14 protein-coding genes and 1 other annotated feature are annotated in these 13,949 nt (G+C 30.3%); of the genes, 9 read left to right on the top strand and 5 right to left on the bottom strand.

Going from position 1 to position 13,949, the window contains the following annotated elements:
• The first annotated feature begins 3 nt into the window (after positions 1–3).
• Positions 4–381: a desulfoferrodoxin gene (locus tag J418_RS0111055; protein ID WP_017751500.1), complete on the top strand. Its 378-nt coding sequence runs from the start codon at positions 4–6 to the stop codon at positions 379–381.
• 140 nt (positions 382–521) lie between these two features.
• Entirely contained in the window at positions 522–1,535 is a 1,014-nt protein-coding gene (gene trpS / locus J418_RS0111050) for a tryptophan--tRNA ligase (protein ID WP_017751501.1), read from the top strand.
• Between the two features lie 57 nt (positions 1,536–1,592).
• Here trpS and J418_RS0111045 read toward each other — a convergent pair whose 3' ends face one another.
• Entirely contained in the window at positions 1,593–2,399 is an 807-nt protein-coding gene (locus tag J418_RS0111045) for a Cof-type HAD-IIB family hydrolase (RefSeq protein WP_017895584.1), read from the bottom strand.
• A gap of 184 nt (positions 2,400–2,583) precedes the next feature.
• Between J418_RS0111045 and J418_RS0111040 the strand changes: the two genes are divergently transcribed.
• Together J418_RS0111040 and J418_RS0111030 are read left to right on the top strand one after the other, a co-directional pair.
• Positions 2,584–4,173 carry a peptide chain release factor 3 gene (locus J418_RS0111040; RefSeq protein ID WP_017751503.1) on the top strand — a complete coding sequence of 530 codons (1,590 nt, stop codon included), beginning with the start codon at positions 2,584–2,586 and terminating at the stop codon, positions 4,171–4,173.
• A 61-nt stretch (positions 4,174–4,234) separates the two neighbouring features.
• Positions 4,235–4,548 (top strand) — a binding site (T-box leader).
• 65 nt (positions 4,549–4,613) lie between these two features.
• Complete coding sequence (locus tag J418_RS0111030) at positions 4,614–5,963, top strand: MFS transporter (protein ID WP_017895582.1); 1,350 nt, start codon at positions 4,614–4,616, stop codon at positions 5,961–5,963.
• 44 nt (positions 5,964–6,007) lie between these two features.
• On the opposite strand, the gene J418_RS0111025 is transcribed toward J418_RS0111030, so the two are convergent.
• Complete coding sequence (locus tag J418_RS0111025; protein WP_017895581.1) at positions 6,008–6,997, bottom strand: phosphatase PAP2 family protein; 990 nt, start codon at positions 6,995–6,997, stop codon at positions 6,008–6,010.
• Positions 6,998–7,475: 478 nt separating this feature from the next.
• On the opposite strand from J418_RS0111025, the gene J418_RS0111015 reads away from it, so the two are divergent.
• Entirely contained in the window at positions 7,476–8,042 is a 567-nt protein-coding gene (locus J418_RS0111015) for an ECF transporter S component (protein WP_017895580.1), read from the top strand.
• 37 nt (positions 8,043–8,079) lie between these two features.
• Here the strand turns inward: J418_RS0111015 and J418_RS0111010 are convergent, their stop codons facing one another.
• Positions 8,080–8,241, bottom strand: a complete 162-nt coding sequence (locus tag J418_RS0111010; protein WP_017751509.1) for a zinc-ribbon domain-containing protein — start codon at positions 8,239–8,241, stop codon at positions 8,080–8,082.
• A gap of 239 nt (positions 8,242–8,480) precedes the next feature.
• On the opposite strand from J418_RS0111010, the gene J418_RS0111005 reads away from it, so the two are divergent.
• The gene (locus tag J418_RS0111005; protein ID WP_017895579.1) at positions 8,481–9,626 is read left to right on the top strand and encodes an AlbA family DNA-binding domain-containing protein; all 1,146 of its coding nucleotides are present in this window, start codon (positions 8,481–8,483) and stop codon (positions 9,624–9,626) included.
• A 141-nt stretch (positions 9,627–9,767) separates the two neighbouring features.
• On the top strand, positions 9,768–10,994 hold the full coding sequence (tyrS, locus tag J418_RS0111000) for a tyrosine--tRNA ligase (RefSeq protein WP_017751511.1): 1,227 nt from the start codon (positions 9,768–9,770) through the stop codon (positions 10,992–10,994).
• A gap of 49 nt (positions 10,995–11,043) precedes the next feature.
• Here the strand turns inward: tyrS and J418_RS0110995 are convergent, their stop codons facing one another.
• Together J418_RS0110995 and J418_RS0110990 are read right to left on the bottom strand one after the other, a co-directional pair.
• A complete protein-coding gene (locus tag J418_RS0110995) occupies positions 11,044–11,919 on the bottom strand; it encodes an SDR family oxidoreductase (RefSeq protein WP_017895578.1) in 876 nt (291 codons plus the stop codon).
• A 117-nt stretch (positions 11,920–12,036) separates the two neighbouring features.
• Positions 12,037–12,330 (bottom strand): hypothetical protein, encoded by a 294-nt coding sequence (locus J418_RS0110990; protein WP_017751513.1) that lies wholly within the window; start codon positions 12,328–12,330, stop codon positions 12,037–12,039.
• Between the two features lie 244 nt (positions 12,331–12,574).
• Between J418_RS0110990 and J418_RS0110985 the strand changes: the two genes are divergently transcribed.
• Both J418_RS0110985 and J418_RS0110980 read left to right on the top strand, forming a co-directional pair.
• Positions 12,575–12,949 (top strand): IDEAL domain-containing protein, encoded by a 375-nt coding sequence (locus J418_RS0110985; RefSeq protein ID WP_017751514.1) that lies wholly within the window; start codon positions 12,575–12,577, stop codon positions 12,947–12,949.
• 28 nt (positions 12,950–12,977) lie between these two features.
• Positions 12,978–13,388 (top strand): OsmC family protein, encoded by a 411-nt coding sequence (locus tag J418_RS0110980; protein ID WP_017751515.1) that lies wholly within the window; start codon positions 12,978–12,980, stop codon positions 13,386–13,388.
• Positions 13,389–13,949: the final 561 nt, after the last annotated feature.

The following is a 13,949-nucleotide window of genomic DNA, read 5'->3' as shown; positions in this document are numbered from 1 at the left end:
ATAATGGAAATTAAACAAGTTTATAAATGTGAATTATGTGGAAATATAGTAGAGGTGCTGAATGTTGGTGGAGGTATTTTGACCTGTTGTGGCAAACCAATGAAGCTTCTTGAAGCAAATACTGTAGATGCCGCGTTGGAAAAGCATGTACCAGTAATTGAAAAAACTGATGATGGTGTATTGGTAAAGGTTGGTTCAGTTGAACATCCAATGACAAAAGATCATTATATTCAGTGGATTGAGGTTCACACTGACAATAACAAGATTTATAGAAAATATTTAACTCCAGATGATAAGCCACAAGCTGAATTCAAGTTAAACGAAAAGGTTGTATTTGCAAGAGAATATTGCAATCTTCATGGACTTTGGAAAACAAAATAATTTTATTGACAAATCTCCTATATCCTATAGGAGATTTACTATTAGGAGATTTACTATATATTCATTTTTATGATATAATAAATCAATAATTAATTATACATATATTTTTATGATAGAGTTAAGAAAGCAGGAATTATATTATGGAAGAAAAAAAGAAAATAATATTTAGTGGTATTCAGCCATCAGGTAATCTTACTATAGGTAATTATTTAGGGGCCTTGAAAAACTGGGTGAAACTTCAAGATAAATATGATTGTTATTTTTGTGTAGTTGACTTACATGCTATAACAGTAAGACAACAGCCTAAGGATTTAAGAAGAAGGACTTTAGAAGTGCTTGCCATATATCTTGCTGCAGGCATAGATCCAGAAAGAAATACTATATTTATTCAGTCTCACGTTCCAACTCATTGTGAAGCTGCATGGCTTTTGAATTGTTTTACATATGTAGGTGAACTTAGCCGAATGACACAATATAAAAACAAATCTCAAAAATATAGTGATTCAGGGGATCCGATAAGTGCAGGACTTTTAAATTATCCTGTACTAATGGCTGCAGATATACTTTTGTATAATGCAGATCTTGTGCCAGTTGGAAAAGATCAGACCCAGCATATAGAGCTTACACGTGATATAGCTCAAAGATTCAATAATATTTATAGTCCTACTTTTACTATTCCGGAAGGATATATACCTGAAAGCGGAGCAAAGGTTATGGATCTTCAAGAACCTACCAAGAAGATGTCGAAGTCCTCTGGTAATCCAAATAGTTTTATACTTATCATGGATCCACCAGAAGTTATAAGAAGAAAAATAAATAGATGTGTAACTGATAGTATAGGAAAAGTAAAGTATAGTGATGATCAACCTGGAATAAAAAATCTTATAAATATACTTATAGCCCTTCAGGGTACTACAGCTGAGGAAGTAGAGAAGAAATACGAGAATTTAGGGTATGCAGAGTTTAAAAATGATGTAGCAGAGGCTATAGTACAAGAACTTAAACCAATACAGGATAAAGTCAAACATTATTTGGAAAACAAATATTATTTAGAAGAAATTTATAAAAAAGGTGCAGAAAAGGCACATTATGTATCAAATAAAGTGCTGAGAAAAATGCAGAAAAAAATAGGATTTATTCCTCCTGCAAGATAATATTTGGACTATAAAGAGTGTAGTAAAATTCATCAATTGATTTTACTACACTCTTTATCATTTATCAAATATAAATTTATTTATAGCGTAAGCTACACCATTTTCTTCATTTGTCTTCGTGATATAATCTGCATGAGATTTTATTTCAGGCAAGGCATTTTTCATAGCCACTCCAAGGCCTGCATATTTTATCATGTGAATATCATTGAATGAATCACCGATACATATTACTTCGCTTCTATCTATTCCAAATTTTTTACCTAAGGTTTTAACTCCTTCAGCCTTGTTGGCAGATTTGTTCATAAATTCCAATATCCAAGGTTCACTTCTGACTACAGTATATTTTTCATATATATCTTTAGGAAGATTGGGTATGCCATGTGACAGTTTGTAATCATCATCCATAAACATAGCTTTTAGAATGTGCTCATCTTCAGATATATTTTCAAAATTATCTATATAGAGATTTATATTATTTAATCGGGCATCTAGTTCACTGTATTTATTTCGTACTGGTGTTATGCTGGATTCTTTTAATGCTATTTGAATATTTACATTTATTGCCCTGCCTAGCTTATGTATATATTTGATGTCATCAGGTGATAATAAAATTTCAGATATAACTTTATGATTTTTGGTGTTTTCAACTACTGCTCCATTGAATCCTACGGCATAATTTGAGTCGGAAATCAGATTAAGCTGTTTTAAATATTTTTCAATTCCCTTAATAGGTCTTCCAGTAGCTAAAGCTATTTTAACACCATTGTCGGTTGCTTTTTTTATAGCGGCGATATTTTCATCTGATATAGTTTTATCATCTTTTAATAAAGTGCCATCCATGTCTATTGCAATTAATTTGTACATATTCTCCTCCGTAAATATATAGTTTAGTATAATATATAAATAATTATATCATCACTTTATTGTAATATCAGTAAATTACGGTTAAATATTTTAGACTTAACGTTGTAATAAGTTTTGTTGACATAGATGTGTAATAAAGTTAAAATCATTGTTGAGAATAAAAAATAAGAAGAGAGGGAAATCTGTGGCAGACTTAAAGAAGGAAATAGAGAGAAGGAGAACCTTTGCAATAATATCTCACCCGGATGCAGGTAAAACTACACTTACAGAGAAATTACTGCTATATGGTGGTGCCATAAGACTTGCAGGTTCAGTTAAAGCTAGAAAAGCTTCAAAACATGCAGTATCAGATTGGATGGATATAGAAAAGAAGAGAGGAATCTCTGTCACATCATCAGTTATGCAGTTTAATTATAATGATTACTGTATAAATATATTGGATACACCTGGACATCAAGATTTCAGTGAAGATACATATAGAACTTTAATGGCAGCAGATAGTGCTGTTATGGTAATAGATGCAGCTAAAGGAGTAGAGGAACAGACTAAAAAATTATTTCACGTATGTAGTTTAAGGGGCATTCCTATATTTACATTTGTAAATAAAATGGATAGAGAAAGTAAAGATCCATTCGAACTTATGGAGGATATAGAAAATGTACTTGGAATAAGATCATATCCTATGAACTGGCCTATAGGATCTGGTGCACAGTTCAAGGGAGTTTTTGATAGAAATAGAAATTTAATAGAGGCCTTTAATGGTGGAAATCACGGGCAGACTGCTGTAAAGTCTGTTGAAGGTACTGTGGATGATACTATATTTAAGGATCTTATTGGTGAGGGACTTCATTCTAAACTTAAAGAAGATATAGAACTTTTGGATATTGCAGGAGATCAGTTTGACATGCAAAAAGTAAGTTGCGGAGAGCTCACTCCAGTATTTTTTGGAAGTGCTTTGACAAATTTTGGAGTAGAGCCTTTTTTAAAAGAGTTCCTGGATTTGACTCCTCCTCCTCTATCTAGAACTTCAGACAATGGAGAAATAGATGTTTACAGTGAGCCATTTTCTGCCTTTGTATTTAAAATACAGGCAAATATGAATCCTGCTCATAGAGATAGAATTGCTTTTATGAGAATATGTTCTGGAAAATTCAAAAAAGGCATGGAAGTTTTTCATGTTCAAGGTAATAGTAAGGTTAAACTTGCTCAACCACAGCAATTTCTAGCTCAAAATAGAGAAATAGTTGAAGAGGCATATGCAGGAGATATAATAGGTGTATTTGATCCTGGAATTTTTAATATAGGCGATACATTGTGTTCATCCCAGAAAAAATTTAAATTTGAAGGAATACCTATATTTGCACCAGAGCATTTTGCGAGAGTAAGAACAGTAGATACCATGAAAAGAAAACAATTTATAAAGGGTATAAATGAAATATCAGAAGAAGGTGCAATTCAAGTATTTAAGGAATTACATATAGGTATAGAGGAAATAATTGTTGGAGTAGTTGGTGTGCTTCAATTTGAAGTATTGGAATATAGAATGAAAAATGAATATAATGTAGATATAAAAGTTGAGAGGTTGCCTTATAGGGCAATAAGGTGGATAGAAGAATGGAATAGTGACGTGGAAACTCTTGTTCTAACTAGTGATACTAAAAAAGTTAAGGATCTAAGAGATAGAAATCTTTTGATATTCCAGAATGAATGGTCGATTAGTTGGGCTCTTGAGCACAATAAAGGACTTGTGCTTTCAGATATAGCTAAAGCATAACAATTTAATTATTGACACAAAATATAAATAGTAATATAATAATTTCATATTTGTAATATAATAAAAGACTATGACAGGAAATAAGTAAATGTATGGTAACTTTAAAAAGAGAGTGAAGTTTGGTGAAAATTCACAGTAGCTGTATGTTGAAACTCATCCCTGAGTTATAAGTTGAAATTAAGTAGGCTTTATCGGCGAAAGTCGTTATTATTAAATCAAGAGATAATTTTGGATGGTAATGCGGCAGTTTTCTCGCTCCAAGAGAAAACTGCCGCTTTGTTTATGCTTGCTTTTACTACTATAAAGGAAGTTATTCATCTATCATTAAATAATCAACAATTTGGGTGGTACCGCGGCAGACTTTTCGCCCCAACGAAAAGTCTGCCTTTTTATATTATGAACTAATATTATTTTATTATCAAATGGAGGTTTTAATATCTATGTCTGAAATTAATTATGTTTCTGGAAGAATGGATAATATTCCAATATCCAGGCTTCATTACAAAATGTTGTGGCTGATTGGTCTCGGGATATTTCTAGATGGATTTGATGTTTATTTGTCAGGTGGAGTTTTAGGAGTTTTACTTAAAAGTGGCTGGTCTACAATTAATTTGAATGCTACATTTATATCAGTAACTTTTGTAGGATTATTAATAGGATCACTGCTTACGGGATTTGTAGGGGATAGTATGGGACGTAAATTTGCATATCAATTGAACCTTTTAATATTTGGGCTGGCATCATTAGTTGCAGCGGTATCTCCCAATATGATATTCCTTATAGTTTGCAGAGGTATAATGGGAATAGGATTGGGAGCAGAAATTGTAACTGGATATGCTCTCCTTGCTGAATTTGTACCATCTAAAACAAGAGGAAAATGGGTTTCAATGCTTTCACTTATAACTAATGTATCTGCTCCGGCCTCAGCTTTATTGGGATATTTGATAATACCTAGGCTTGGCTGGAGATGGATGTTCGTAATTGTAGGAGTACTTTCATTGATAGTTTGGTTTTTAAGAAGAACAATGCCTGAATCTCCAAGATGGTATGAATCAAAGGGAATGATAGAAAAAGCTGAAGAAGTTATAGAAATGTTTGAAAAGAAGGCTGAAGATGAAACTGGTATACACGTATCAAGACCGGTACTTGATATGAACAGTAAATCTAAACTGCAGAGTAAAAAAAGTGCAAGATTCTCTGATCTGTTTAAGGGCAATATACTGCCAAGAACAGTAGTAGGATGTATGATTCTTATTGCCATTAATACTCTTATATATACCTTTGTAACATGGGCACCTACATTATTCCTCAGAAATGGTATAAATGTATCAAAATCATTGGGATATACTACTATTATGATGGTAGGAGCACCACTTGGAGCATTAGTAGGAGGATTTATTGTAGATAGATGTGGACGTAAATGGTGTTTGATTATATTTATGATTCTTGCAGGGGTACTTGGATATGCCTATGCTGTTCAGCAAACTATGTGGCTAATACTTGTAATAGGTTTTTTCCTTACAATTATGATATACATATTACTAACTCTTGGACTTGCTGTCTATGTACCGGAACTATTTCCTACAGAAATAAGACTTAGAGGAACTGGTTTCTCAAATGCAATAGGAAGACTTGCTACAATTTTTACTCCATATGGAGTAGCCTGGCTTATTAATAATTATAGTGTGAAATTAGTATTTATTTCATTAGATGTACTATTATTAGTTGTAGCATTAATTATTTTCATATTTGGAGTAGAAACAAAACAAAAGTCTTTAGATCAAATATAAAAAATACAGCTGTAAATCATTGATTTACAGCTGTATTTTTTATATTAATGTTTTTTTGTAACCTCTAAATAATAATTATTTATATAAGAAGTTTTTATGCTTTTATAATAAAATTTATTTAAAGGTTTTTGAATAAGCTTTTGTGAATTTGCAAGTATGAAATCTACTAATTTTACTGTTACAAATGCTAATAGAATTCCTGCTAATACGTCCAGTACCCAGTGTACTTCCAAATATAGGGTGGAAAATATTACACTTATACAAAAAAACGACATAACAATTTTAAATGGCTTGTTCTTTTCTCGCAAAACTAATAATAAAACAGCAAAATTTATAGAGGTATGCATGGATGGAAAACAATTTAATGTTACTCCTGCTGCAGCCATTTTACTTAAATGCCTTGCTAGTCCATCTGGTTGATTTAGCACAAACCATACTTCTTGAAGATGAAAAAGCAGGTAAAAAGGTGTTATCAAAAACACTTGTACAATATGTGAAGATAGTCCATATTGTACCATTTTTTTAAAGTCTTTTATAATGGCAGATCTATATATTGCTATAAGAACAGGAAGTACGAAACCATTGTTATATACCATCCTGAAATACCAGGTTAGAGTTTCAGTTTTATAAATCCTGGCGAAAGCGCCATCATTAAAAGGTATTTTACTGAATACAGGATTTAAATTTACTACTATTTTTTTTGAAATTTCCCAACTGAGCATTTTTCCCCACATTTGGTATCCATATTTATTTAGAAAAAATACGAAAACCAAAAAAGGAATACAAAACAACAAAAAAGGAATTAATTTTATATTCTTTCTCATATCCCCATAGGCTGAAAAGCTTATAAAGGCCAATAAAAACATGTATACTTTAGTAGTTGGACTAATTGATGGATACATGCAAAGCCTTATGGCCTTTTTCAGGAGAAAGGCTCCTATTATTACAAAATAATACTCATAAATCAAGTTTAAAACTTTACTAAATATATATTGTAGATTACTTAATAAAGTTCCCTCTCTAATATTATACATAAATATCTTACCCTCCCTATACACAAAATAAATTATAACACTGGTAATATTTTAAGTACATACTGTAAAATATTAATAAATTGAAAAAAATTATCAAATATATAATTAATATAAATGTGTATAGTAATAGAGTTCGAAAATTGAATTAATGGATTTTATAAAAATTTTTTCCTTATAAATAGTATATCAACTATAAATATTGTAAAAATAGAACATAATACAATGTTTATGAATAGTCCACCTAGCTTAAAGGCAAATATAATAAGGATTAGTATTAATATTAGATTTAAAAACCATTTAAAGAGATTCATATAACAATACCTCCGTAATCAAGTATTTATTAATATTATTCTTCCCTTTATTTAGTTAAGTTATTATATAAAAAGTTCAAAATTGTACCCATACATTTTGAACTTTTTATATATGCCAATATAATGTATATTAATCGATGTACCTAGGGAAGGGAGGAGTGAGATTTATGGAACAAAAAAATCTGGAGTTAAATAGATTAAAAGTTCAGGATATGATACAAATAGCCCTTATGGCAGCTTTGACATATATAGCTACAGCTGTTATAAATATACCAAGTGGAGTTGTATTTAAGGGAGTTATACATCTTGGTGATAGTATGGTATTATTATCCGCTATTTTACTTGGCAAAAAGAAAGCATTTTTTTCAGCTGCTATAGGAATGGCATTATTTGATATGTTATCACCTTACGCCATTTGGGCTCCATTTACTTTTTTTATAAAGGGTATTATGGCATATATAGCAGGAACAATTGCATATAGGAATCATTATAATGGAGAAAAATTTTTAAATAATATAGTTGCATTTATAGCTGCAGGTATATGGATGATAGCTGCTTATTATATAGCAGGGGTAATGCTTATGCATTTTGTAACAAACATACAATTTTCAAAGGCATTTATATTATCTGCGGCTGAAATTCCAGGAAATATAGCTCAATCTATTGCAGGGGCCGTTATAGCTCTTATATTGGGGAGAATATTAAAGAAAGCAAATATTATAAGAAATAGATAAAAATAAAGGAGAGGCTAACCCTCTCCTTTTACGTTTATTACATCCTTGAATTATTTCTCTGAGCTTTTCTTTTTCTTCTGCAATCTGGACAGCGAACAGGATCATTTTCAAACCCTTTTTCCTTATAGAATTCCTGCTCACCTTCCGAGAATACAAATTCTTTTCCACAATCTTTACATACTATAGTTTTATCTGCCATTAAAAAACCTCCTTTAAATCATAGGGCTAATTTATTCTTAACAACTGCCCCCAAGATTTAAGGAGAAATTGATCTCTTGAAAAAATTTAACCTACTATAAAATATATATTTAGAATATAAACCCTAAATTTATTATAGCATATGATAATAAAAAAACAATATTTAAAATATATGTTTATATGTTAGGTATATTAAGGTTATAATTAATATTAACATATAATTTATTAAGGATGTTTACTATGGATATAAAAAGATTTCTAAATTTATTGAAAAAATCAGAGGGTTCCAAACTGGATTTTAAAGAATATGTGGATCTGAATGTTGATTCTGGAAGAAAGGAATTGGCTAAAGATGTATGTGCAATAGCTAATTCAAGAGGAGGGAGAGGATATCTGATAGTAGGAGTAGAAGATAAAACCAAAAAAATAACGGGTATTCTTAAAGGGGACTTAAATGAAGAAAAAATTCAACAAATTGTAAGTTCAAGAATAGACCCTCCTGTTCCAGTATCAATAGAGTTTATAAATTATAAAAAAAAGGATATAGCAATTATAAATATATATGATGGTTCACAAAAGCCTTATCAGATGAGGGATAATGGAGCATTTTACATAAGAAGGGGATCGACTAATGATACAATGAGAAAACAGGAAATAATTTCTGTGATAAGTGAAAATCTTACATTGAATTCAGAACTATGCGGTATACCTAACACTGATATAAGATGTTTGGATGAAAAAATTGTAAACAAGTATTTTACAATTCAGGGCATAGATATTAATGAAAAAAACAGAATTCAGATTATGGAAGATGCATCAATTATATTTATGGATAAGGAACGTGATAAATATATGGTTACTCTTGGAGGACTATTGGTATTCTCTAAGACAAATAATATATATTTACCACATAATATGATAAAAATAACTAATAGGGTAAATAAACTACAAAGTGCCTTTTATATAGTTCAAGGAGATTTAATACATATATTAGATAGAACAGAAAAAATTTTATCCAATATAATTGGTAGCCACTATCCTATAGAGGCACTAAATCAAGGAATAAGGAATGTCATAATATATAGAGATTATTCTGATTTTTCTCGTGAAATAGAAATTGTTGTTGATAACAATAGTATAGTCATTACAAGCCCTGGTATACTTATAAGAAAGAAGAATGCAAAGTCCTTTGACTATATAAAAAGAAATATGTGGATATATGAAAAATTGATAACACTGGATAATAAAGGAAGGTTTATTAAATCTGGCAATGGATTTAACAGTATAAAGAAATCTTTTAAAAATAAGGGTAAAGTTAAATTTGTCAATTCTATGATAAATGATAGTTTTAAAATTATATATCCTGGTATCAATAAATTTAAATAATTGCATAACTGTTGATAAAAAAGAGCTTTAATTATATACTAATACTTATGGTAATATATATTTATATCGACAAAAAATTTGCTGCATAAGATACTTTATTTTATGATTAATTACAATATATATTGAAAGGTGGAGCAAAACTTGACTAACATTTATGATATTCTGTTAGAGCGTGGTTATATAAAACAGGCTACTCATGCAGAAGAAATAAGAGAATTACTTGGAAAAGAAAAAATAACTTTTTATATAGGATTTGATCCTACAGCAGATAGTCTTCATATAGGGCATTTTATCCAAATGATGGTTATGGCTCACATGCAAAAAGCGGGGCATAGACCAATAGCTCTTATAGGTGGAGGAACTGCTATGGTAGGGGATCCAACCGGGAAAACTGATATGAGAAAGATGCTTACCAAAGAACAAATACAGCATAATGCAGCATGCTTTAAAGCTCAATTTTCCAGACTTATAGATTTTAGTAATGATAAAAAAGCCGTAATGGAAAATAACAGTAATTGGCTTTTAAATTTAAATTATGTTGACTTCTTACGTGAAATAGGAGTTAATTTCTCTGTAAATAAAATGCTTACAGCAGAGTGTTTTAAAAAGAGGCTTGAAAAAGGATTGTCTTTTCTCGAGTTTAACTATATGCTGATGCAGGCCTATGATTTTCTTGAATTAAACAGAAAATATAATTGTATTATGGAACTTGGAGGAGATGATCAGTGGTCTAATATACTTGCAGGAGTTGATCTAATAAGAAGAAAAGAGCAAAAACCTGCATATGGTATGACATTTACTCTTTTAACTAGAAGTGATGGCAAAAAGATGGGAAAGACAGAAGGTGGAGCTATATGGCTCGATAAAGACAAAACCAGTCCTTATGATTTTTATCAATACTGGAGAAATGTAGATGATGCTGATGTGGAAAAATGTTTGGCATTATTAACTTTTATACCAATGGATGAAGTTAAAAGACTTGGTTCACTTAAAGATTCCAAGATAAATGAAGCTAAAGAAATATTGGCATATGAAGTTACGAAATTGATTCATGGAAGTGAAGAAGCAGATAAAGCTAAAAAGGCTGCAGAAGCATTGTTTTCAGGTGAAGCAAATAATATGGATAATGTGCCTACTATACAAATAAATAAAGATGATATAGAAGGCACTATAGTTGATATTATTGTTAAAACAGGAATAATGCCATCTAAAAGTGAAGTTAGAAGACTTATAAAACAGGGCGGACTTACTGTAAATGATGAAAAAGTAAAGGATACTAATGCTGTTGTTACTTTAGATGATTTTAAAGATGGAAGCATGCTTATAAGAAGAGGAAAGAAAAAATATAATAAGATAGTAGTAAAGTAATTAAAAAGGAGAGCTGCTTATTTAATTGGCAGCTCTCCTTTTTAGAAAATCAACTACCTATAAAGTATCCTCCGTTTACATGTATTGTTTCACCTGTAATATATGATGATTCAGGTGATGCAAGAAATACATAGGCCGGAGACAGCTCAACTGGCTGACCAGGTCTTCCTATGGGAGTAGCTGAGCCGAATTCTCCAACTTTTTGTTTGCTAAAGGAAGATGAAATAAGGGGTGTCCATATTGGTCCGGGTGCTACTGCATTTACTCTTATATTTCTGGTTATTAGAGATAAGGCCAAGGATCTTGTAAAAGATACAATTGCACCTTTTGTAGATGAGTAATCAATTAAATCTTTGCTGCCTTTATAAGCAGTTACTGAAGCAGTATTTATTATACAACATCCCGGATTGAAATGGGGTAGAACTGCTCTTGTAATGTAGAACATACTGAAAATATTTGTTTTAAAAGTTTTTTCAAGCTGATCATTTGTTATATCTTCAATGCTGTTTTGGGGAAATTGTACTGCTGCATTATTTACAAGGATATCTATTTTATTGTATTTATCTAGTGTGGTTTTTACTGAAGTTTTACAGAAATTATCATCTGAAACGTCTCCAGGTATTAAGAGACACTGTCTTCCAACGTTTTCTATGATTTTTTTAGTGCCTTCTGCGTCATCTTGTTCATCATAATATATTAGTGCCAGATCTGCACCTTCCTTGGCAAAAGCTATGGCAACAGATTTTCCTATTCCACTGTCTCCGCCTGAAATTAAAGCTACCTTGTCTTTTAATTTATTAGAACCTATATATTCTGGATTTTCAAATATCGGTTTCGGATTCATTTGAGATTCTATGCCGGGTTGTTTGCTCTGTGCTTGTTCAGGAACTGATTTGGGAAAATTTAAATAAAATGTATTGTTCATTAATCTACCTCCTACTATTAGTTAAAAAGTGGCTAACAATAGTATGGCCAGTTATAAAATTTATCATTCATTATAAAAAAAGGACTCTGATTTTCAGAGCCCGCTAAAATTGCAAGTTTAGTTTTCACAGGTATCAACTTTAAGAGTTTTTTCTACATATAAACTATTCCAATCAATAGTTTCATCTGTAACAATAAATTCTGCTAGCCTATGTATTGTAGTATCACCATACATAGGTACATTTTCTTCACTTTCCAAAATATACTTTATATTCTTTGTGATTGGATTTATAAGTTTTCTTAGTACCCAAATTTTACTATAGTTTTCGTTATGCTTATCTTGTTTAATATTGATATTTTCAGCATCATCATAGGTAAAGACATGTTCTTGATCTGATATTTTAATTTTCATTATTTTCCTCCTATATATTTAAAACTTTTGATATATTTTATCTCTGAAATGAGATAATTCTCTATGAAATAATAAAATGTTTTGAGAAAATAAAAAATGAAACAAAAAATCTATATAAAAAGTATACCACAAAATTAAGTGAATATTGAAATTAAATTACAAATTAAATACAAAAATTTTATCACAGAAAACTCTACTAACGCATTTAATATAAGAAAAAGAATGAGTTTAAGGAGATGGTTGTATGAGAGGAGAATTACTTAAATTTGATAATGTAAAAAAGTTAAAAGACAATAGCAAGGTATGGATAATGTGGAGAAAACAAAGTTCTGATATATATGTGATTGAAAAATTACAATATGGTATTAATTTTATTAAATATTATTCATCCAATGACTGGTTAAGCTTTTTTATGACTTATACAGCTTTAGAATATAGTATGAATAATAATATAGCAAAGATATATAGATGGATATCAAATAAAGAATATATAGAAAATAGATTAGAAATAGTAAAGAATGCTATTGAGATTTCACTAGATACAAATGATAAAGATAAATTCATGAGATTGACTATGGAATATACAGAGTTACTGAAGGAAAAACAGATAATTGATTGAATATAATTATATGAGGAGATGATTACAAATGATTATTTCAAAAAGCAAGGATGAAAAATATATTACGGAATTATTTAATGGTAATGAAAGAGTATATTCAGATGTTACAGAGAACAAAGGGGGAAAAGGAAAATATTTTAGCCCCCATGATTTTATTGAGGCGGGCTATGCTGCATGTTTGAATATCACAACAAGGATGATATTGGAGTATAAGAATATTAAATATGAAAATGTTATCGTCAATGTAGAATTGGATAAAGAAAATGAAGATAGAGCTATATTTAAATATAAAGTAGATATTGCTGGAGAAATTGATGAAAAAACTAAAAAAAGAGTTTTGAACATATTAAAAAATTGTCCTGTGAGGAAAACGCTGTCAAAAAAGACTGAGTTTGAATATTGTGAATTTGACAATGATGATTTTCATGAAAGGTTATAAAATATTCCAATAAAAGATGTTTTCACAAACCTGTGAAGGCATTGATTTCGGCAGGGATAGAAGGCTTAGAACCCTCAACCAAGCGGCTCATAAGGAATGCTTCTCTCCATCTGAATCCAGAGGTATAATATTGCTTATGCACTACTTTATGCAAGGGAAGCCGTTTAGATAGATTTTGATATAAAAGATTGGTATCTCTTAGAGGATATCAACCTTTTGTATTTTAGAATAATTAATAATACTTATACAGGCTTTATATGTTAAAATTTAAATATATTGTTATATATAGTCGAGGCAATCTCAGCAGTAATTATGATATGCACTTTTTTAATCTGGGTATAATATTCTTAAATGAAACAGGAACTAAAAAATTTATTTAATTTTATTAGAAAGGGGTAAGTAGAATGATTGATTTTATTAGAGCTGCATTTCCTTGGAGTGCATTTAGTACTGGTATTGCTATTGTTCTTAAATACAAGGACTTAAAAGAGAAAAGCATTTAGTTAGGAGAACCTAATAAATTAAAATAATTATTAGACCAGCTAGTAAAAGTCAATAGAA

It is taken from the genome of Clostridium tyrobutyricum DSM 2637 = ATCC 25755 = JCM 11008 (assembly GCF_000359585.1).
Classification (GTDB): Bacteria; Bacillota; Clostridia; order Clostridiales; family Clostridiaceae; genus Clostridium_B; species Clostridium_B tyrobutyricum.
The sequence above is the reverse complement of the archived record's forward strand: the minus strand, read 5'-3'. Positions and strand labels throughout refer to the sequence as shown.